Source organism: Pseudomonas sp. R1-43-08 (assembly GCF_003852255.1).
Taxonomy (GTDB): domain Bacteria; phylum Pseudomonadota; class Gammaproteobacteria; order Pseudomonadales; family Pseudomonadaceae; genus Aquipseudomonas.
In genome coordinates, this window is sequence record NZ_CP027734.1 from 2394849 (window position 1) to 2415299 (window position 20451).

The 20451-nt window shown below is 62.0% G+C and carries 15 protein-coding genes; 6 read left to right on the forward strand and 9 right to left on the reverse strand.

From position 1 onward, the window contains the following. Positions 1–31: 31 nt before the first annotated feature. Positions 32–2464, reverse strand: coding sequence for a TonB-dependent siderophore receptor (locus C4J87_RS10925; protein WP_218566965.1), 2433 nt, complete (start codon positions 2462–2464; stop codon positions 32–34). A 109-nt stretch (positions 2465–2573) separates the two neighbouring features. Beyond that, the gene (locus tag C4J87_RS10930) at positions 2574–4226 is read right to left on the reverse strand and encodes a cyclic peptide export ABC transporter (RefSeq protein WP_124366779.1); all 1653 of its coding nucleotides are present in this window, start codon (positions 4224–4226) and stop codon (positions 2574–2576) included. Between the two features lie 198 nt (positions 4227–4424). On the opposite strand from C4J87_RS10930, the gene C4J87_RS10935 reads away from it, so the two are divergent. Further along, positions 4425–5252 carry a N(5)-hydroxyornithine transformylase PvdF gene (locus C4J87_RS10935; protein WP_124366780.1) on the forward strand — a complete coding sequence of 276 codons (828 nt, stop codon included), beginning with the start codon at positions 4425–4427 and terminating at the stop codon, positions 5250–5252. A 120-nt stretch (positions 5253–5372) separates the two neighbouring features. Here the strand turns inward: C4J87_RS10935 and C4J87_RS10940 are convergent, their stop codons facing one another. Genes C4J87_RS10940 through pvdM form a run of 3 tightly spaced genes read right to left on the reverse strand, consistent with a single transcriptional unit; the run spans position 5373 to position 8901 of the window. Further along, entirely contained in the window at positions 5373–6245 is an 873-nt protein-coding gene (locus tag C4J87_RS10940) for a formylglycine-generating enzyme family protein (protein ID WP_124366781.1), read from the reverse strand. Positions 6246–6274: 29 nt separating this feature from the next. Next, positions 6275–7543 (reverse strand): aminotransferase class V-fold PLP-dependent enzyme, encoded by a 1269-nt coding sequence (locus tag C4J87_RS10945; protein ID WP_124366782.1) that lies wholly within the window; start codon positions 7541–7543, stop codon positions 6275–6277. Next, positions 7540–8901 carry a pyoverdine-tailoring dipeptidase-like protein PvdM gene (gene pvdM / locus C4J87_RS10950; RefSeq protein WP_124366783.1) on the reverse strand — a complete coding sequence of 454 codons (1362 nt, stop codon included), beginning with the start codon at positions 8899–8901 and terminating at the stop codon, positions 7540–7542. Before pvdM ends, C4J87_RS10945 begins: the two co-directional genes overlap by 4 nt. A 142-nt stretch (positions 8902–9043) precedes the next feature. On the opposite strand from pvdM, the gene C4J87_RS10955 reads away from it, so the two are divergent. Beyond that, positions 9044–10672: a PvdJ/PvdD/PvdP-like protein gene (locus C4J87_RS10955; RefSeq protein ID WP_124366784.1), complete on the forward strand. Its 1629-nt coding sequence runs from the start codon at positions 9044–9046 to the stop codon at positions 10670–10672. Positions 10673–10781: 109 nt separating this feature from the next. Beyond that, on the forward strand, positions 10782–12134 hold the full coding sequence (locus C4J87_RS10960; RefSeq protein WP_124366785.1) for a Fic family protein: 1353 nt from the start codon (positions 10782–10784) through the stop codon (positions 12132–12134). A 6-nt stretch (positions 12135–12140) separates the two neighbouring features. Here the strand turns inward: C4J87_RS10960 and C4J87_RS10965 are convergent, their stop codons facing one another. Beyond that, a complete protein-coding gene (locus C4J87_RS10965; protein ID WP_124366786.1) occupies positions 12141–12683 on the reverse strand; it encodes a thioesterase family protein in 543 nt (180 codons plus the stop codon). A gap of 108 nt (positions 12684–12791) precedes the next feature. Here C4J87_RS10965 and C4J87_RS10970 point away from each other — a divergent pair, with 108 nt between their 5' ends. After that, on the forward strand, positions 12792–13751 hold the full coding sequence (locus tag C4J87_RS10970; protein ID WP_124366787.1) for a GlxA family transcriptional regulator: 960 nt from the start codon (positions 12792–12794) through the stop codon (positions 13749–13751). A gap of 71 nt (positions 13752–13822) precedes the next feature. On the opposite strand, the gene C4J87_RS10975 is transcribed toward C4J87_RS10970, so the two are convergent. Together C4J87_RS10975 and C4J87_RS10980 are read right to left on the reverse strand one after the other, a co-directional pair. After that, positions 13823–14131 (reverse strand): hypothetical protein, encoded by a 309-nt coding sequence (locus C4J87_RS10975; RefSeq protein WP_124366788.1) that lies wholly within the window; start codon positions 14129–14131, stop codon positions 13823–13825. A gap of 116 nt (positions 14132–14247) precedes the next feature. Beyond that, positions 14248–14970: a pirin family protein gene (locus C4J87_RS10980; RefSeq protein WP_124366789.1), complete on the reverse strand. Its 723-nt coding sequence runs from the start codon at positions 14968–14970 to the stop codon at positions 14248–14250. A gap of 179 nt (positions 14971–15149) precedes the next feature. Between C4J87_RS10980 and C4J87_RS10985 the strand changes: the two genes are divergently transcribed. Together C4J87_RS10985 and C4J87_RS10990 are read left to right on the forward strand one after the other, a co-directional pair. Beyond that, positions 15150–16100, forward strand: a complete 951-nt coding sequence (locus tag C4J87_RS10985) for a GlxA family transcriptional regulator (protein ID WP_124366790.1) — start codon at positions 15150–15152, stop codon at positions 16098–16100. 149 nt (positions 16101–16249) lie between these two features. After that, positions 16250–17701 (forward strand): winged helix-turn-helix domain-containing protein, encoded by a 1452-nt coding sequence (locus C4J87_RS10990; protein WP_124366791.1) that lies wholly within the window; start codon positions 16250–16252, stop codon positions 17699–17701. On the opposite strand, the gene C4J87_RS10995 is transcribed toward C4J87_RS10990, so the two are convergent. Then, positions 17648–20419: a winged helix-turn-helix domain-containing protein gene (locus C4J87_RS10995; protein ID WP_124366792.1), complete on the reverse strand. Its 2772-nt coding sequence runs from the start codon at positions 20417–20419 to the stop codon at positions 17648–17650. The two genes, C4J87_RS10990 and C4J87_RS10995, sit on opposite strands and share 54 nt — an antisense overlap. Positions 20420–20451 lie beyond the last annotated feature (32 nt).

Sequence of the window (20451 nt, forward strand, 5' to 3'; positions counted from 1 at the left end):
TCAGCCGCATCGGGGCGGCTGATGAGGCGCCTTAGAAGTCCCAGCGGGTGCTGAGCATGAAGTTACGGGGTTCGCCGTAGGCAGCAGAGTTATAGAAGCCGATGTTGGTGTAGTAGGACTTGTCGAAAATGTTGTTGATGTTCAGCGTGGTCGACACGTTTTTAGTGAACTGATAACGGGCCATCGCGTCCACCAGCCAGTACGATTCTTGAGAGAACTCTTCGTAGCCTTCACGGGGGGAGTTGTAGATGTCCTGCCAGGCCACGCTCTGCCAGCGAGCACCACCGCCGACAGTCAACTTGTCCAGGTTGCCCTTGAGTTTGTACGTGGTGTAGAGGCTGACCTGATCTTCCGGTTCGAAGGTGGAAATTTTCACATCTTTGTCGTCGCGCACGATCTTGTGGGTATAGCCGGCCTGGAGTTGCCATCCCGGAGCCAGTTCGCCGGACATCTCCACTTCATAACCCTTGGTCACCGCCTGGGTACCTTTGAACGCATAGTTCGAGGGGGTAGGCTTGAGGTTGTTGTAGTCGTCGTCCGAAACGGAACGGTTGTCTTCGTGGATCTCGAAGTAGGCTGCGCTGGCGTTTACACGACCGTCCAGGAAGTCTGCCTTTACACCCAGCTCCCAGTTCTGGCCTTCGTCCGGTTCAAGCAGCTTGTTATCCCTGTCGCGGTTGTAGCTTTCCTGAGGCATGAAGATATCGGTGTAACTGGCGTAAACCGAGTAGGTGTCGTTCAGGTCGTACACCGCACCGACATAAGGTACGAAACGCCCCGACTCGCGATAGCTCGGGTTGTTGCCCGTCACCGTATAGTTGACCACCCGACCACCCAGCAGCAGCTTGAGGTTGTCGGTGACGCTCAGGCGGGTCGTCATGTACATCCCGGTCTGGCGAACGGTGTCGTCGATTTTCGATTGCGGCCTGCCCCAATCCGGTTGAGGAGCGTTGCCGTGCCAGTTGTTGAAGTCCACCAGGTTAGGAGCGAGGTTCCAGTACCCGTTGCCATTCCATTCCGAGGAGCTGATGGAACCACCGAATACCAGCTCATGCTCGCGGCCACCCAGGCTGAAAGGGCCGCTGACATACGCGTCGGCGGAATCGCTGACGGTTTCGCCGGTGTATTTGCCCGAGGTGAGCTGTGACGTACCGTCCAATGCCGGGGTATCGCCCTGGATGGAACCCATCAGCGCGTGATAACCGTTGATCTTGTGGTCCAGTTGCAGCTTGGTAACCCAGCCGTCACCCAGGTCGTGCTCCACCATGGCGAAGACGGTGCGTGTGTACTGCTCCCAGCTGCTCCAGTCGGCTGCGTTGTTGAACGAGCGCTTGACGTTGTTGCGATTACCCTGGGCGTCAATCAGTGGGAAGCTGCCCGACCAGGACGAACCTTTCGGTAGGCTGTCCTGATAATCACCGCCCACTGTCAGCAGGGTGTCAGGAGACAGGTCGAACTCCATGATGCCGTAGTACGTCGGGCTTTTGCGCTCGTAGCGGTCCATGAACGAGTGTTTGTCCTGGTAGGCGGCGACGGCCCGGCCGCGGATATTGCCGGTTTCGGTCAGTGGGCCGCTGACATCCAGCTCGCTGCGGTAGTTGTCCCAGGAACCAGCACCCAGCGTGGCATGGCCCTGGAACTCGGCGGTCGGTTTCTTGCGTACAAGGTTGATGGTTGCACCCAGCGAACCGGCGCCGGTCAGCAGGCCGGTTGCGCCCTTGAGCACTTCGACCCGGTCGTAGATCGCCATGTCGCTCAGGGTATTCCCTGCGGAGTACGCCACATTGCGTGCGGTGGACGGGATGCCGTCATATTGGAAATTGTTGATGGAGAAGCCACGGGCGTAGTAATTGCTGCGCTCGGTGTCGAACGCGGAAACGGTGATGCCCGGTGTGTGGCGCATCACGTCGTCCACACTGTTCAGGCCGAAGTCGTCCATGTGCTGACGCGTGACCACGGTCACCGATTGCGGGGTTTCCTTCGGCGTCAGGACCAGGCGCGTTGCGGTTGCGATGGAGCCTGGCGTATAGGAACCGGTATTTTCGGTAACGTTGCCCAGCATGTTGCCGGTTACCTGGGTCGGGCTCAGCTCCAGCCCGCCACCGGTACCGGCGGCAGCCACGGTCAAGGTATTGCCGTTGAGGCTGTAGGTGGTCTGGCTGCCCGCCAGCAATGCATCGATGGCCTGCTGGGGCTGCAGCTTGCCCTTGATGGCCCGGCTGTTCTTACCCTGCACATCGCCAGGGCTGTACAACACTTGCACATTGGTCTGGCGCCCGAATTCCTGCAGCGCGCTCCCCAGCGGCTGGGCAGGAATGTTCAACTCGATCTCCTGGGCCTGTACATAGCCTGCAATCGGCAGCGACACCGCCAGTGCCAGGGCACTCGGAAGAAGGTTCATGTTCAGGGCCCTGCGCATGGATAACACTTTGCTCAGGGGGCTGAGACCGAGTCGTGCTGGCATGGATGCTTTCTCTTCTAGGTTTTAAGTGGGCAGTTATACGTATCTATTGAGGTTAATTCTCATTACCACTAGTGAGACGTTCCTACCTCGAAAAACCGGAAAATAAAATTCACGCCGGTTCCATCTCGTGCACCACTTGGCCGGCGCGCAGGCGCACCAGTTGATCGGCGATGTCGAAGTAACGGTCGTCGTGGCTGATCACGATGATGGTCTTGCCCAGGCGCTTGAGGTCCGGCAACAGCTCGGTGTAGAAGATTCGGCGGAAGGCCGGGTCCTGGTCGGCGGCCCATTCGTCGAACACCAGCACCGGGCGTTCTTCCAGCCAGGCGTTGACCAAGGCCAAGCGCTTGCGCTGGCCGGTGGAGAGGTCGGTGGTGCTGAACACACCGTCCTTGACACTGACTTTGTGCGCGATTTCCAGGCGTTCCAGGTATTTAGTGGCGCTGTCCAGGGACTGGGTGGCGCTGCCTTGCACCAGGTCGTCGAACAGGTAGTAGTCGGAAAATACCGTGGTGAACAACTGGCGGTAGTCGTCGCGTTCCGGGTCGGTGACCGCTTCGCCGTTCAGGCGAATCTCGCCGGTCTGGGGCGGGTACAGGCCCAATAAAAGCTTGATCAGGGTGGTCTTGCCGCTGCCGTTCTCACCGACGATAAACACGATGTCGCCTTGCTTGATGCTCAGGTTGATCGGCCCCAGGTGGAACGGCTCGCTGCCTTCGACCGCTGGCGGGCTATAGCTCACTCCGCGCAGCTCCAGGCTGTTGACCACCGGCTTTGGCGCTTCGCTGTCGTCCATCAACAGGTGCGGTTCCGGCGACGAGAAGCGTTCCGACAGCTCACTGATGCGGCCAAAGGCAATCTTGGCCTTGCCGACCACAGGCAGGTAACCGAGCAGGTGCTCCAACGGGCCTTTCATGTACAGCAGCACCAGCACGAACCCGGTGATTACGGTCGGATCCGGGTTGGGGTTGTACGCCTGCATCGCCAGGGCCAGGCCGATGACCACGAAGAACAGCATCGAGCCAAACGTCTTGGCGAGGATGTAAATATTGACCGAACGCACCTGGATATCGCTGATGCGGTCGGCGGTTTCCTGGATGCGATGGGTGTTCATGCGAAACCGCCGTGGCCGGTGCATGCGCAGTTCCTTGGCGCCGGACGCGATCGCGTTGTAATAACGCTGCAGCTCGTCTTCATGGCTGCGCGCCAGGTCGAAGCCCTGAATGCCTTTGCCGCCGGCGATAAATTGCACGGCGCTGCCGATAATGATCGCCACCACCATCATCAGGAACATCGGCACGGACAGGTAGGCCAGGTAGCCCAGGCAACCGAGAGTGACCGTGGCCGCGATGGCCAGGGGTGTGAACGCGAAGGAAAAGTCGCTGATGGTGTCGACGTCGTGAGTCAGCACCGGGATCAGGCGGTGCGAGCGATACCGTTCGATCTGCCCGATGGGCGCCGACAGCACCTTTTCGCCCAGGTCCTTGCGCAGGGCGGCGATGATTCGTTGCCCGACGTAGTTGGTGCCGATGTCGGAGATGATCGAACTGAGCAGCGCCACCACGCACAACGCGGCAAAGGTCATCACCACGCCCTGGGTCATGCCGTCGGCCGAATGCAACGCATTGTTGATGGTGGCCAGCAGCAGGGTAATGGCCAGGCCGCCGACCATGCCGAGGGCGACGGAGACCGTCACAATGGCGCGAAAGGGCCGCAGCAGGGCGAGCAAACCGTTGAAGGCGCCGCGTTTGGGGTCGGTCATAAATACATCCCGGAGAGTGAAAAGAGGGGCTGGGCACACAGACCCTTACCCATGACAAACGAAGTGTCGGCGCGACTATTTAGCCCGGCGTGCCAGGCGGTGCCGGCGAGGGATAAATTGCGTGTGGGCTGGTTCGTTCCTGTTGGGTAGGCGCACGGCTATTTACGCCGTACATATTCCTTCTGCGAGAGCGAGACAATGACGAAAAAGAACCTGGTGTATGTGTGGTCCCTGAGAAATGCCGCCGCCGACAAGGCCGGGCAGCCAGTGGCCTACAAGGACCACGAGCGCTACATGAAGTCGGTACTGGAGTTTCTAGTGGGCTCGCTCAACGACACCTCGCTGGGCGACGCCTACAACCTGGTCGGCGTGGTGTATGACGATGATGAGCAAAACCCGCGGGATCAGGCGCTGGTCGCCGATTACGGGTTCGCTTACCAGCCTGGCCGCCAATGGCTGTACCCGGCCGACTTGCGCGTGCAGGGCGCGTTGGTCAACGACCTGCTGCTGAGCGTGCCGTCGACCTATCGGCGCCTGCCACGGGGCAGCGCCGAACATATCGCCGGCAAGCAGGATTTCGAGCGGCGCCTGCATGACACGCTGGTTGAATTGAACGCTGACATCGTGGTGCTGGATGGCTTGCTGGTGATCCTCGATGACCTGGTACGCCCAGGCGCGCCATTTGCGCGGCGCATCATGAACATTCATCCGGGTATCACGCGTATCGAATCGCCTTACGAGCGCCGTGGTGCCTATGCCACGTGGAACGCGTTGTACGGCGCGCGCGGGCAGACGGTGGTGGACTGGGCGACCAAGGCCACCACGCCTTCGGAGCCGCTGTACCTTACCGGTGCATCGTTCCACTATGTGGATAACGGTATCGATTCCGGCGAAGTGTTCCACGACGTATTGAAGACCGAGATTTCACCAGAAGACACGATCCTCGAACTGCGCTGGAACAACTTCAACAACAGCCTGTTCCCGGCGTTGCATGAGGGACTGGAGCTGTTGGCCCAAAAGGGCTGAATGCAATCCAAAATGTGGGAGGGGGCTTGCTCCCGATAGCGGTGTATCAGTCGACATCTGCATTGACTGAATCACCGCTATCGGGAGCAAGCCCCCTCCCACAGTGGATGTGCGTATGGCTTAGAGGTCGCGCACTACCCGAAATCCAATCCAGTCACCGCGCGTCTGCGGGTAGATGTTGTTGCGGTTGCCGGAGCGGGAAAACACCGGCGCTTCGCCCCAGTCATTGCCGCGGATCTGGTAGGCCTCACAGTTCGGCTCCACCCAGGCACTGCCGTCAGTCGGCGCGCCGATGTAGTTGGCGTGCTCGCAATCGGCAACCCGCTCGTACACGTTGCCGTGCATGTCATACAGGCCAAACGCATTGGGCGGGTAGCTGCCCACCGGCGACGAATAGCTGTAGCCGTCCGCCGGGCCGTAGGTGTTGGCGTGCTGGGCGATGCTGTAACCCTTGCCTTCGTCGAACGGGAAGGGGAATGGCCCGCTGGTGCCGGCGCGGGCGGCGTATTCGCGTTGAGCCTCGCTGACCATGTGGTATTGCTGGCCGGTTTTCTTCGATAGCCAGCTCACGTAGCGCTTGATGTCGTCCATGTCCATGCACACGGCCGGTTGGCGTGGCCCCTGGGGGTAGCGCGGTTTGCTGGCGATGCATTCACGGCCGGGGCGATCATCGCCATTGGCGATCTTCACCCCGGTCTGGCGCACGTAGCTGTCCCACTCGCCGGCGGTGATCTGGAAGCGGCTCATGGCGAAGGGCTTGGCGAAGGTCACTGCATGCATCGGGCCTTCGTCGGGCTCGCGGCCGACTTCGTCTTCCGGGGTGCCCATGGTGAAAGTGCCGGCGGGCAGCACCACCATTTCCGGGCAGTCCTTGCAGTCCTTGAAGACTTTGCCCGGTTGCGGTGCGGCCGCCTGGGCCAGGCCAGGGAGCAGGGCGCCGCACAGTGCGGTGAGCGCCAGGGCGGTCAGGGGTTTGAGTCGAAAGGGCATCATGTGAGCGTCTCGTTCAAATAAAAAAGGGGTCACAGCCGCTGGCTCAGCAGCGCCATGAAGCGCTGGATTTCAGCCGAGCTGTTGAGCAGGCCGGGGGCGGTGCGAATGACCGGCCCGACATCGCGGTCCACCGCGTCGATCACCACACGGTTTTGCCGCATGTGCGCCGCTACTGCATCGCAGTCCTGGCCCTTGACCCGAAAGAAGGTAAAGCCCGCCGATAACTCCGGGCTGCGCGGCGTGACCAGTTCGATCTGCCGATGCGCCAGCAGCTGTTCCTTAAGCTCGGTGTTGAGTGCGTGGATTCGCGCCTGCACCGGCGCCTTGCCCAGCTGCAGGTGCAACTTGAACGCTTCGTCGGCGGCCCAGCGATGCTCGAAAGCGTGGTAGCCGCCGGGGGTCATGGTGGTGGCGAAATCCTTGTCTTCTGAGAACGTCGGCACCATCGGCGTGACGTACCTGTTCTGGGCATCGCGTGCGCACACCAGGCCGGTACCGCGCGGGCCGAACATCCACTTGTGGGTGCCGGCGATGAAAAAATCGCAATGCATGCCAGGGAAATCGAGGTCTTCCACGCCGAAGCCGTGCACACCGTCGACTACATAGAGGATGCGGTCGTTGTCGTCACGGTGGCGGTTGTGTTCATCCACCAGTTGGCCGATTTCGCCGACGGGCAATTTGACCCCGCTGCCCGACTGCACCCAGGTCATGCCCAGCACGCGGGTGTTGGGGCGGATATTGCGCTGGATATTGCCCAGCACTTCATCGACTGACACACGGCTGGCGCTGTCGAACAGGCGGATACGGCGCACCCGGGTGCTTTCCTTACGCACGCGAAAATCCAGCACGTTCTGTGTCGCGTAATGCTCATGCTCGGTGGTGAGGATTTCCTGGTCGGCGCGCACCTGGATCCCGCCGTAAATCATCGCCAGCCCCTCGGACGTGCTGCCGGTCAGGGCGATCTGGGGTGGCGTGGCGTTCAGGTAGCGACCGGCCCACTCACGCACCTGGCCTTCGCGTTTCCAGGTTTCCTGCAGGTCCCAGTCCATCGCCAGGCCTGGGTTGCGGTCGATCTGCGCGCGGTAGCGCTCGATGGCCTCGCGCACCGGCCTGGGGTGCGACGCCACCAGGAAATTGGAAAAATGCAGGTAATCCGGGTCCTGCTCGAACAGCTGCTTCAATCCCGTCCAGGGGTCGTTGGTGGCGGCTGCCAGCGCCTGGGGTATCAGCGCGGCGCCCAGCGGCAGGCTGGCGGCAAACACGCCGGCCTGCTTGAGAAAGGTGCGGCGGTTGGTCATGGGCTGACTTCGCGGTTGGCCAAGGGTTTGGCGGCTTTTTGCACCTGCTCCCACACCCGCAGGAAGTTGCCGCCCCACAGCTTGGCGATATCGGCTTCGGAATAACCACGCTGGATCAGTTCGGCGGTGACGTTGCGCACCTCGCCGACGTTCTCCCAACCCTGCAGGCCACCGCCGTCGTTGAAGTCCGAAGCGATGCCGACGTGGTCGATGCCGATCTTGCGCACGGTGTAGTCGATGGCGTCCCCCCAGTCCTTGAGGGTTGCCTTGGGTTCTTCTTCGAGGATCGCGTACAACTCACTGGCGTATTGGCCGAAGCGCTGTTCGGGCCACGCGGCGATGATCGCGTCGCCCGGCATCAGGGCCATCGCCAGGTTCGGCAGGGGCGGCAGGTCGAAGCGCGTGCGCAGGGCGTTGAGCTTGTCCTGGGTCGGCTGGCTCAGGGGGCGCAGGTAGGCAGGAAAGCCCACCACCTGCACCACGCCACCGCTGTTTTTGATCAGCTGCAACTCCTTGTCGCTGAGGTTGCGCGGGATGTCCACCGACGCCCTGGGTGCCGAATGGGAGGCCACCATCGGCGTACGGCTCAATTGCGCGACCTGTTCCAGGGCCTTGGTCGACATCTGCGACACGTCGATGATCACGCCCAGGTCATTGAGGCGCTGCACCGCTTGCTGGCCGATGGGCGACAGGCCTTCAAGGGCGTCGGCGGTGTCATTGAAAAACGGCAGCGGGCGCGATGAATCCGCCCAGGCGTTGTTGCCGATGTAGCTGAAACCGAACATGCGCATGCCGCGCGCCGCCCACAGGTCCAGCTGGTTCAGGTCGTTGCCCAGCGGGTAGGCGTTGAGCATGCTGATGAAGATCGCGAACTTGCCCTCGCCGTGCAGGCGGCGCATATCGTCCGGGGTATAGGCGATGCCCACTTGGTTGGGAAAGTCGCGGACCATGCCGGAGATAATCTTGTAGCGCACCTCCTGCTCGTGGCGGGCCTCTTCGACAAAGCCGTCGGTGGGCTTGTGCGGGGCGTTGGGGCCGTTCCAGATTTCCGGCCAGCCGAAAATGGTCAAGGCCGCACCGGACAAGCGGCCGCGCGCCGCCTTGGCCAGGTCGAACTGGCCGCTGCCGTCCTTGTCGGCTTCATTGCCGGCGGTGCCGAAATCCGTGGGCACGGTGATATGGCTGTCGAACGACAACAGGCGATCCTGCATTTCGTTGGCTTGCTTGATCACCTCCAGCGGGTAGCCGGCGTTACCCTTGAACCAGTGATCCCAGGCCAGCAGGCCGGCCCCGGCGGCGACGGCCAGTGCCAGCGGCAGGCCGATATACAGCGCCTTTTTCGAACGTGGTTTTGTCATTGCCATCTCAGTCAGTTGAGGCCGTTGCTATCAGGGAAGAACGAGCGATGGCCGGGGAAATTTAGCCGGCGGCCCAGGGCCGGTAAATTTCCCCAGGTTGAAAACGTTCTAGCTCTGATTAAGCCGTTTCCTAAGGTAGACAATGACGATCTCTCGACGTGGGTTCATCGCAGGCCTGGCGCTGACCGGCGCGGCCGTGCCTGCGGCCTTTTATGCCCATCGCGAGCTGACACGGGAAGACGAATTTCCGGTCACCCCCGGCGAAGCCACGGTTGACCTGGCCGACACCCAGGGCCAGCACTTGGCGAACACCTTGCGCGGCGTGTGGAATCTGCGTCTGGAAGGCCGTGATGCCGGCCTCAAGGGCTTGCCGTTGCAGGGCCTGCAATTGCTGCTGGATGTCGCACCCCGTGGGCGGGGCTTGCGCGGGTATCTGGACACCGCCGAGAACCTGCGTGGCGACGGCGAACCACGCTACCGTGTCTTGGGCGATCTGCTGACGGGCGAGGGCGCGTTGCTTTATTGGCGGCTGATCGACCGCGATTCGGCGGCGGGCATTCCGGCCTACGAATTCAAGATGACCCTCGATGAAGTCTGGGCCGACTTCGGCAATGCCGGCAGCGCCACCCTCAGTGGGCAGATCCTCGACCTCGAGCGGCCGTTGGCATCGACCGAGCGCGGCAACCGTTTTATCGCCCACAAACAGCTGTTCCCCGAAGCCCGCCAGCGTATCGGCCTCAACGAGGCCCTGCTGGCGTGGCTGATTGCCCCCGAACATCGCCTGTTTCACCAGCTGTGGCACGCCAGCCGTGACCAATGGCACAAACTCTCCGAGGAAAAACGCGAGGCCCTGCGCGGCATCGGCTGGCAACCCGGCCCGCGTGGCCAGGAGCGCGATGCGCGGGGCAAGCGCAAGGACCGTAACGGCTCGGGCATCGACTTCTTCTTCATGCACCGCCATATGCTCGGCACTGCCCGCTCCCTGCAGGACCTGCCGTCATGGCCGCACTTCCCCGCGCCGCAGCCGGCGCTGGAGCGTGATCGCCAGGGCTTTTTGCGTTACTTCGACAACCACGACGGCTTTGCGCTGCCGCCCTGCTGGTCGGCGCCGGACGACGCCGATTACACCCAGTGGGTCAGCGACATCAAGGCCGCTGAGACCTACCACAGCAATTTCCAGGTGTGGGAATCCCAATACCGCGACCCGCGCTACCTGGCCCGATTGACGCTCGGCCAATTGGGCTCGGAAATGGAATTGGGCCTGCACGACTGGCTGCACATGCGCTGGGCCTCGGTGCCGCGCGACCCCTCAAACGGCGCCCCGGTGCCGTTCGCCCGCGACCCTGCGGACTTTGCCGCGCGCTGGTATGCGCCGGAAAACGACTTCCTTGGCGATCCGTTTTCATCCCATGTCAACCCGGTGTTCTGGCACTTTCACGGGTGGATCGATGACCGTATCGAAGACTGGTTTCGCGCCCACGAACGCTTCAATCCCGGCGAAGTAACCCGGCTCGAAGTCAACGGCGTAGCCTGGTTTGCGCCGGGACGCTGGGTTGAAATAGGCGACCCCTGGCTGGGCCCGGACACCCATGGCTGCAGCACCACACCGGGGTTGCAATCGGGACGCTCGATGGAAATGGACCCGGAAATCATGAAACTGGCCCTGCGCATCACCTTCGGCGCCGATGACGATCTGCTCAAGGGCCTGTTCAAGCGCGTGCCGCAGCGACCGTGGTATGCGCGGCACTTGAAGGTCAAGCGCGAAGCGTAAGGCAGCCCGTCACAGGGTGAGGCGTCTTGCGGGTTTTACGCTGCAAACGTTGACGTCTAAGCGCCCATGCGCCACGATCAACTCAATTTTAGAAAATTGAGTTTCAGTTGTGGCAAAGATCCATAAATCCACTGATTTCGGCACGTTATTGAGTCGCCATGGCTTGCAGATTTTCGAGCTTGCACGCATTTTCAAGGCAGTCGATGACAAAGGCCGGTATTTGCATTGGGATGAATTTCGCCGTTACCCCACACTCGGCGTCGATAAGGAAGCGGCATGGGCCGCCATCAAGATGTCCCGGGCCTGTGCAAGCAAGACCCTTGAGCTCAAGAGCGAATGCGGTAGCGCTTTTTTCTTATGTTCCACGGATTTCAGTGATGCGGTGATTCATGCCGTCGAGTCTGTGACCTCCAGCCTGGGCGGTGCAGCAGCAGCGTCTCCTCAGTACCGCGATAATGCTCAGTACCTGGTCGATTCATTGATGATGGAGGAGGCCATCTCCAGTGCCCAGCTGGAAGGTGCGGCGACTACGCGCAAAATCGCCAAGGACATGCTGGCCAAGGAGCGTGCGCCGCAGAATGATGATGAGCGGATGATCCTCAACAACTATCACCTGATGAAACATGCCAAGTACCACCAGGGTGAAGCGCTGTCTGTCGGGTTGATCTGTGAGTTTCATGCCATCGCAACGGCGGGTATTGAAGAGGACGATGTTCGCCCTGGGCATATCAGGACGACCAACGATATTTTTGTTGGCGGCGCCGGGAATGAAATCATTCATCAACCACCCCAGGCCGCAGTGCTGCCGGACAGGCTCGAGGCGCTTTGCAGGTTTGCCAACAATCAGCATGACGGCCAAGGCGGCGCGCACTTTATCCATCCAGTGGTCAAGGCCATCATCCTTCATTTCATGCTGGGTTATGAACATCCCTTCAGAGACGGCAACGGTCGGACCGCACGCGCTTTGTTTTATTGGTTCATGCTCAAAAGTGGTTATTGGCCCTTTGAGTACATTTCCATCAGCGCACTGCTTAAAGAAGCCCCCATGCAATATGGGCGTTCGTATATCCATACGGAAACCGATGGGTTCGATCTGACCTATTTCGTCATCTATCAGTTGCGAATCATCGAACGCGCAATGAACGAATTCATGTTGTATTTCGAGGGTAAAAGACGAGAAGCCGTAGAGCTGATGAGCTGGTTGGATGCCCTTGATTTAAAGGAGGGGTTGAATTACCGACAGGGCCATTTCTTGAAGAAAGTGCTGCAGCATCCGGGGCGCATTTATACGCCCAAGGAACTTACCCATGACTATGACATTTCGGAAAACACCGCACGCAAGGATCTTGAAAAGCTGGTCGGTATGAAACTTTTATTCAAGGTACAGGAAGGAAAAAGTTTCCTATACATCGCACGGGATGATGCGCAGGCCAACTTGAAGAAGCTGACACCTGCGGGTTGAGCGCTTTCAAACCTGTTCTTCATCCCGCAACTGCCCGCTCATTGCATCGCAACTGCGCGCCCAGTCGCTCATCCATTGCGGCACCGGTGGCGAGGTCTCATCCAGGCCCAGCGCTTGCACGAACTCCGCGGGGGGCAGGGTGCCCTTGGCGGAGCGAAACAGCCCACGTATCACCACTACGCCGATGACTCGGCCATTGCTGACAAACCGATGCTCCATCAGGCTCCACTTGTGGTCCCAGCCGAGCATGCGGGTGTGCACTTCGAATACTTCGAACAGCTTCAGCTCCCGGCGAAACTTGCCCCAGGTATCTCCCACGATCGGCACGGCTTTGTTGCGCAAGGCCACGCGAAACGCGCCGGTGCGCAGGACGAAATCCATGCGTGCCACATCCGCCAGGGAAAAATACCGGCCATTGGTAACATGCCGGTTGAAGTCCAAGTCCAGCGGCCACACGCGCATGCGCACCACGGTGGTGGCCAGGCCATGCGCCGGTGTGCGCCAGGGGCGACGCAATAACATGCGCAACAGTCGAAACCATAAATTCATAAGTACACCAGGCAATTGATCAATGCTGGCACTGTACGGACGTGGAATCGGCTAAGGTAGGTGCGCAAATGACTTATTTCATGCGAAAAGCGCAAACGGGTTTCTTAAATGCACATTACCTTGCTTCTGGCGGATCAATGTTCTGCGGCCAACGCTACCCTGGCCATGGAAATGCTCAGCGCAGCCAACTTGTTCGCCGCCAACCCACCCTTCGAGGTGGTACTGGCTTCCCTGGATGGCCAGGCGGTGACGACCTGGGGCGGGCAGCGCCTGCAGGTGCAATGTTCTCTGGCTGAAGTTATGCGCACTGACTTGGTGTTGATCCCCGGTTTTCTGTTTACGTTGAAACAAGCCCTGCCGACGTTTGCCGCTTACGGGCCGTGGCTGCGCGAGCAACACGGGCAAGGCGCGGTGCTGGCCTCGATGTGCACGGCTGCCTTTTTGCTGGCCGAGTCAGGCTTGTTGCACGGTGCGCGCGCCACCACCCACTGGGCATTTGCCGCGTTGTTCCGGCGCCGCTATACCCAGGTCAGCCTGGATGACGCACAGATTCTCTGCGAAGAAAACCGCTTGATCACCTGCGGCGGCGCGACGGCGGCGATGGACCTGATGCTGCACCTGATCCGCCGTTTCGGCTCACCGGAGCTGGCGCATACCTGCAGCAAATACTTGCTGATTGACAACGTGCGTACCGAGCAATCGGTGTATGCGCTGTGGTCGTTGCCCAAAAGTCACGGCGACGGTGAAATACTGCGGGTGCAGCATTGGCTGGAGCAGCACTTCGCCCAGCCGGTGGTGATTGATGACGTGGCGCAGCGCTTCGGCTTTGGCGTGCGCAATTTCAAGCGCAGGTTCAAGGACGCCACCGGCTATACGCCCATCGGCTACCTGCAAACGCTACGCCTGGAGCGGGCCAAGCAGATGCTTGAATCGACCCGCATGACCCTCGACAGCATCACCTACGCCGTCGGTTATGAAGACAGCAACTCGTTTCGGCGCCTGTTCCAGCAACGGGTGGGCATGTTGCCCGCCGCGTATCGGAGGAAATTTCTGATTGCCGCGTCCTGAGCGCCTGAATCAGAGACGAAAAAAAACCGGCTGATCAGGCCGGTTTGGGGTGTCCCTTCAACAGCAGGGGGTTATACCTGGTTGCTCAGCAAACGATCCGCACCGCCTTCAGCCAGGCCACGTTCCTGCAAGCGGTCTGCACCGCCTTCAGCCAGGCCACGTTCCTGCAAACGATCCGCACCGCCTTCAGCCAGGCCGCGTTCCTGCAAACGGTCTGCACCGCCTTCAGCCAGGCCACGTTCCTGCAAGCGATCGGCACCGCCTTCGGCAACGCGGGTTTCAATCAGACGTTCCGCGCCGCCTTCAGCGACTGCCGGGTGGGCGAAAGCGTTTGCAGCCAGTACCGAGAAAGCGAGGCTAAGCAAGAGTTGGCGTTTCATGAGTGTGTGCTCCGAGTGTCTTGGTTGGGTGCCGTTTGGCATGGGTTTGATGTTACGCGTCGCAGTTTTTAAGAGAACTTCATTGCGCTGATGGTGACTATCGATGCCAACAATGGTCATGGCATCTGCGGCAGTTCGTTGGGGCGCAGGTCGAACACCAGCACCTCGGCGTCTTCGCCGTGGCTCAGGCGAATCTCGCGCTCGTCCCGTACCCGCACACCGTCGCCTTCCTGCAAGCGCTGGCCATTGAGCTCGACGCTGCCGCGTGCCACATGGATGTAGGCGTAGCGATCCGGCGCCAGGTCCAGTTGCGCGCTTTCATCGCCATCGAACAACCCGGCGTACACCCGTGCGTCCTGGCGAACGTTCAACGAACCGTCGGCGCCATCCGGCGAGATGATCAACTGCAGGCGTCCGCGTTTTTGCGCTTCACTGAAGTGCTCCTGCTGATAGCGCGGCTTGGCCCCGGCTTCGTTGGGCACGATCCAGATTTGCAGGAAGTGCACGCCCTGGCGCTGGCTGTGGTTGAATTCACTGTGAGCCACGCCGCTGCCGGCACTCATCAGCTGCACATCACCGGGACGGATCACCGAGCCGGTGCCCAGGGTGTCCTTGTGTTCCAGGGCGCCTTCGAGCACATACGAGAAGATTTCCATGTCGCGGTGCGGGTGCTGGCCGAAGCCTTTGCCGGCGGCGACGCGGTCATCGTTGATCACCAGCAGGTCGGAAAAACCCTGCTCCTTGGGGTTCCAGTAGTTGGCGAAGGAGAAGGTGTGAAATGACTTCAACCAACCGTGATTGGCGGCGCCGCGTTCGGAAGCTTTGCGAAGGGTCAGCATGGTCCAGTCCTCAAGTGAGCGCGGGCTGCGAAATGCAGGGCGCTTGCGTTGAGAAGAAGGTTAATGGTTAACCGTAAATTCATTAAGAAGATGAAAATTGAATAACTGTCATCTCTGAGTTGACAGTCAAGTCATGCCATAATGCTCATCGCCTTTCTACTTGATGGACATTCCCACCTATGAAAACCGTGGCCATGGCGCTGTTCCCGGACTTCCTGCTTCTCGACATGGCCGGGCCGCTCGAAGTGTTTTCGATTGCCAACCGCTACCTGCCGGCGGCCGACCACTACCGCATCCTCACCATCGGTACCGAACCCGGGCCGTTGCGTGCCTCCAATGGCGTGATGGTCCAGACCGACCTGCTGCTGGAGCAGGCCCAGGCGAACTACGACTTGCTGCTGGTACCGGGCGGCCCGGGTGCCTATAACGAATGCCACCCCGCGCTGCTGCCCTGGCTGAAGGCGGTGGCGCCACGGGCTCGACGTTTCGGTTCGATCTGCACCGGCGCCTTTGTGCTCGGGCATGCCGGCTTGCTGGACGGGCACCGTGTGACCACTCATTGGCACTACACCGAGCGCCTTATCAAGGCGTTCCCCCACGCCATGGTCGAGACCGATCGCATCTACCTGCAGGACCGGCGCCTGATCACCTCGGGCGGGGTCACTGCCGGTATCGACCTGGCCCTGTCGATAGTCGCCCAGGACCATGGCAAGCAAGTGGCGGTGGACGTGGCCAAGGTGTTGCTGGTGGTGATGAAGCGCCAGGGTGGCCAGGCCCAGTTCAGCCCGATGACCGCTGCCGTGGCGCCCCAGGAAACCGCGATCACTCGTGTTCAGCACCATGTGCTGGCGCATCTGGACCAACCCTTTACCATCGAGTCCATGGCCGAGCTGGCCGGCATGAGTGCGCGCCACTTTGCGCGGCTGTTCGCCAAGGAGGTGCAGATGACGCCCATGGCGTTCCTGCAAGGCGCGCGCATCGACCGCGCCCGGCAGTTGCTGGAAACCACCGATTTGCCGCTCAAGACCGTGGCCTTCCACGCCGGCTTCGGCAGCGTGCGGCATATGCGCTTTTTGTTCAGTGAAAAGCTCGGCCTGAACCCTACCCAATACCGACAACAGTTCAGTTAACGACACAATGTCCGTCTGAGGCACCCGATTGTCCGTATCGCTCCCCGTGCCGGGATTGTCCTGTCATCCCTAGCTGGCAAGATAAGCCCGAGCCCACGGAAAAGGATGCGCAGGCACTCAAGCACGGGTGTTTCAGCGCGGTTACGGACATGAATGATTCTGCGGCGGTGAGCTTTGGCCCCTACACCTTTCATCGGCACCAACGCCTGGTCAGCAAGGCCGGTTGGCCGGTGCCGCTGGGCGGGCGGGCGCTGGATATTCTCGCGGTGTTGCTGGAAGCACCGGGGCAATTTATCAGCAAGGCGACCTTGATCGAGCGGGTCTGGCCCAACAGCGTCGTCGAAGACAATAACCTGCGCGTGCACATTGTCGCGTTGCGTCGCGCCCTCGACGGGCAGCGTGTCATCCTCAACCACCCGCAGCGTGGCTACTGCTTCGCCGCGCCCGTGCAAGGCACACTGCCGACGGTGCCGGCACAGCACAACCTGGTGGCACGGCTCAGCCCGGTGCTCGGTCGCGATGAACTGGTGGCTGTGCTGGTGCGGCGCATCGCCGGGCAGCGCCTGTTGACCCTTACCGGGGTGGCCGGCATCGGCAAAAGTACGCTGGCCCTGGCCCTCGCCGAGCGCGTGGTGCCCCGCTATCGCGACGGGGTGTGGTGGGTCGACGTGACCAGCCTGCAAACCCCGGGCGAACTGCTCGGCCATCTGGTCACGGTATTACAGCTGGACCCCGCCGACAGCCTCGACGAGCTGGCCCGACAGTTAGCCTCGCGCCAGTTGTTGCTGGTACTCGATGGGGCCGACCTGCTGCTCGGTGCCTGTCGCACGCTGGTGCGCATATTGGGCGAACGGGCACCCCAGGTCAGCGTGCTGATCAGCAGCCGCGAAGCTTTGCTGGCGCCTGGTGAATGGGTGGTGCGGGTGCCACGGCTGAGCGTGCCGTCACCGTCGGCGTTGGCCAGTGTCGAGCAGGCCCTGGCCTGGCCTGCGGTGCAACTGTTCGTCACACGGGTACGCGCCAGCCAGCAGGGGTTTATGTTGCGGCCCCAGGAGTTGGCGCCGTTGCGTGAGATTTGCCGGCGGCTGGACGGCATCCCGTTGGCCCTTGAACTGGCCGCCGCCCAGGTCGACGCACTCGGCATCGGCGGTGTGCAGCAGCAATTGTGCATGGGCTTGCACGGGCTGAGCCGCGGTCGTCGCACCGCGGTGGAGCGGCATCGTTCGCTGACCGCTGCGCTGGACTGGAGCTATGCGCGCCTGAGCCTGCCGGAGTGCTGGCTGTTCCTGCAGCTGGGCTTGTTCAAGATGGCGGTGACCCTGCCCACCTTGAGCGAAATGGTGAGCGGTACCGAGCTTGAACACGCCGACCTGGCTTACCTGCTGGCGCGTCTGGTGAATATGTCGCTGCTGGGCGTCGAGCCCGGCCTGGGCCCGACGCGCTATCGCTTGCTCAACTGCGTGCGCAGCTACGCCTTGGCGCAACTGCGTGACCCGCTTCAGGTAGCGCGCTTGCAACAAGGCTACGGGGAGTGCCTGGGCGCGTTTTCAGGCCGGCCGTTTGTCCTGCAGCTCGTCGAGCAGGCGGCGTACGCGCAGTAGATCCTGGGTGGCGAAGCCTTCGGTAAATCTTGCGTAGAGGGGGGTCAGCAAGTCGATGCCTGCCTGCTTGCGTCCTTGCTGTTGCCAAAGTTGCGCCAGGGAGCCCGCACACCGCAGCTCCCAGGCCAGGGCGCCTTGCTGGCGTGCCAGGTCGAGGGCTTCGAGCAGCAGCGTCTGCGCGCCCTGGGTATCACCTCGCAGCGCTGCCTGCCCGGCATAGACCCGCAGGATCTCCGGGGCACACCAACCCGCCGCGCCACTGCGTGCCCGTTCGAGACCTGGCTCATCGACGTGGCGCATGCCGAAGGTGACCAGGGTGTCCTCGATCAGCCCCAGGCCCTGTAAATCCCCGTTGCACAGGATGCCGGCGTAATGCCCGGCCCAGGTCTGGAACAGTTGCACCGAATGCGTGTGGGACTGCTCCAGTAGCAGGCTTTGTAGGGTTTGCGCATCGTCTTCGGCACCGTTGTAGCGGGCGATCACCACACCGGCCAGGGCCAGGGTGTAGCAGATCGACGTACCGTGGTTGATCTGCAGCGCCAGTTCCAGTGCCTGGCTGGCGGTGCGCCAGGCGCGTTCGGGAAAGCCCTGCAACCAGAGGATTCGCGCCAGTACGGTCAGGGACGCGACACTCTGGTCGTATTGCACGCCGATGCCATGGGCGAAGCGGTTCACGTGGGCGCTGTGGCTCATGCGCTGCAGCACCTGCTCGGCCTGCTGTCGGGCCAGCGCCTGATGGCCGGTGTAATGCTGGGCCAGGGCGCGCAAGCGTTGGGTGCTCAGGTCCAGCAGCGGCTCGGTGCGCGGGTCGAGGCGATCGAACTGCCTGCTCTGTTCCAGCGCTTGAACATAGCGCCCGGCGCACAGGTTCGCCGCCATGTGCCCGGAGACCGCACGCAACTGGCCGGCCAGGTCCTGGCGCTCTTCAGCCAGGCGTGCGGCCCCGACAAACGCGGCGATGGTCTGGGGCGCGGCGCCCACGGCGTGGTAGGAGAGGCTGCCCAGGGCCAATTGCAGCTGCAGGGCCAATTGCGTGCAGGGCGCTTCGACCTGATCGATCAGCGCCAGTGCCTTGTCCACATAGCCGGCGTGCTCGCGCAGCAGCGACAGTTCCTGCCACAGGGGCATCGCACTGACCGTCAGGCGAATCGCCAGCAAGTGCCCGGCAGTGTCGGCAAAGCCCCAGTCGAGGGCGGCGCGCACGTCTTCACGCAGCGGGGCATAGCGGTCGATCCAGGGCTGTGTGGCAATCAGTTCCCAATCGCCCTGGGCCTGTTCCATCAGGGCCAGGCAGCGTGCCGCGTGGCGCTCGCGGGTGGCTTGCAGCTCGCCGGCGAGGCTGAGCTTTTCCAGGGCATAGGTGCGGGTGATATCGAGCAGGCGATAGACCATCTCGTCCTCGCTGGCGTCCACGTTCAGCAACGACTTGGCCACCAGTTGCGTGATCGAGCCCAGCACTTCGGTGGGGGCTATATGCTCCCCGGCGATCACCGCCGCCGCGCTGACCAGGCTGAAGCCGCCGCGAAATACCGCGAGCCGGCGCAGGCAGATTTTTTCGCAGTCGGTGAGCAGGGCAAAGCTCCAATCGAGCGTGGCCCGCAGGGTCTGCTGGCGGGGCAGGGCGCTGCGCCGCCCGCGGGTCAGCAGGCGGAAGTTATCTTCCATCTGCACCAAGAGCCCCGCTAAGCCGAAACGCTCGATCTGCGCGGCCACCAGCTCGATGGCCAGGGGAATGCCGTCCAGGCGCTGGCAGATATCGATCGCCAGCGGCAGTTCGGCGTCGCTGAGGGCAAAGCTGTCTTGATGGGACATGGCGCGTTCGATCAGCAATTGCATGGCCGGGTAACCCAGGGCCTGGGCGCGGTTGCCGGTGGCGGGTGGGCAAGTCAGCGGTTCGAGGCGTTGCACGTATTCACCTTCGGCGCGCAGGGCTTCGCGGCTGGTGGTGAGGATGTGCAGGTGCGGCGCATGGCGCAGCAGGGTTTCGCTGATCAGGGCGATGTCGTCGAGCAGGTGTTCGCAGTTGTCGATCACCAGCAGCATCTGGCGTGCCTGCAGGCTGCGGGCAAAGCCGGTCAGCGGCGCATGCTCGCCAGGCGGGACGCCGAGTAGGGCGGCGAGGTTGGGCAGGATCATCGAGGCGGCACTGAGTGGCGCCAGGTCGAGCAGGTGGATGCCGTCGCGGTAATGGCCGATCAGCAACTCCGCCACGCGCAGGGCGACGGTGGTCTTGCCGATGCCGCCGGCACCGGTGAGGGTGATGAAGCGTTGCTGCGGCAATTGCTGCACCAGGGCGTCGATCAGCGCCTGGCGGCCGAGCATGCGCGTGCGCCGCAGCGGCAGGTTGTGGCTTGGGCGTGGGGGCGCGCCGTCGGTGGGTAGCGTCATCGGTTCGATGCTCAGTGGCGCGACAAAACTGTAGCCGCGCTGGGCGACCGTGACGATATAGCGCTGCCCGGCCTGGCCGTCGCCCAGGGCCTTGCGCAACGCGGCCATGTGCACCCGCAGGTTGCCGTCTTCCACCACGCTTTTGGGCCAGACCCGCGCGATCAGTTCCTGCTTGCTCACCACATTGCCGGCGTGCTCGAGCAGGATCAGCAGGATATCCACCGCCCGCCGTCCCAGGCGCAGCGGGCGACCGGCCTCCAGCACCAGGCGCTCGCGCGGATGGATGCGGTAGGGGCCGAAGTGCACGGCCTGGTCGCTCAAGTCATTCATGGCTGCACGGGTTCAGGAGTCGGGGAAGGGCC

Coding starts and splice junctions, on each gene's coding strand:
- C4J87_RS10985 (WP_124366790.1), top strand. CDS start 15,150: ATGAAAACCGTGGCCATGGCGCTGTTCCCGGACTTCCTGCTTCTCGAC.
- C4J87_RS10935 (WP_124366780.1), top strand. CDS start 4,425: ATGACGAAAAAGAACCTGGTGTATGTGTGGTCCCTGAGAAATGCCGCC.
- C4J87_RS10945 (WP_124366782.1), bottom strand. CDS start 7,543: ATGACCAACCGCCGCACCTTTCTCAAGCAGGCCGGCGTGTTTGCCGCC.
- C4J87_RS10975 (WP_124366788.1), bottom strand. CDS start 14,131: ATGAAACGCCAACTCTTGCTTAGCCTCGCTTTCTCGGTACTGGCTGCA.
- C4J87_RS10965 (WP_124366786.1), bottom strand. CDS start 12,683: ATGAATTTATGGTTTCGACTGTTGCGCATGTTATTGCGTCGCCCCTGG.
- C4J87_RS10955 (WP_124366784.1), top strand. CDS start 9,044: ATGACGATCTCTCGACGTGGGTTCATCGCAGGCCTGGCGCTGACCGGC.
- C4J87_RS10990 (WP_124366791.1), top strand. CDS start 16,250: ATGAATGATTCTGCGGCGGTGAGCTTTGGCCCCTACACCTTTCATCGG.
- C4J87_RS10940 (WP_124366781.1), bottom strand. CDS start 6,245: ATGATGCCCTTTCGACTCAAACCCCTGACCGCCCTGGCGCTCACCGCA.
- C4J87_RS10930 (WP_124366779.1), bottom strand. CDS start 4,226: ATGACCGACCCCAAACGCGGCGCCTTCAACGGTTTGCTCGCCCTGCTG.
- C4J87_RS10995 (WP_124366792.1), bottom strand. CDS start 20,419: ATGAATGACTTGAGCGACCAGGCCGTGCACTTCGGCCCCTACCGCATC.
- C4J87_RS10970 (WP_124366787.1), top strand. CDS start 12,792: ATGCACATTACCTTGCTTCTGGCGGATCAATGTTCTGCGGCCAACGCT.
- C4J87_RS10925 (WP_218566965.1), bottom strand. CDS start 2,464: ATGCCAGCACGACTCGGTCTCAGCCCCCTGAGCAAAGTGTTATCCATG.
- pvdM (WP_124366783.1), bottom strand. CDS start 8,901: ATGACAAAACCACGTTCGAAAAAGGCGCTGTATATCGGCCTGCCGCTG.
- C4J87_RS10980 (WP_124366789.1), bottom strand. CDS start 14,970: ATGCTGACCCTTCGCAAAGCTTCCGAACGCGGCGCCGCCAATCACGGT.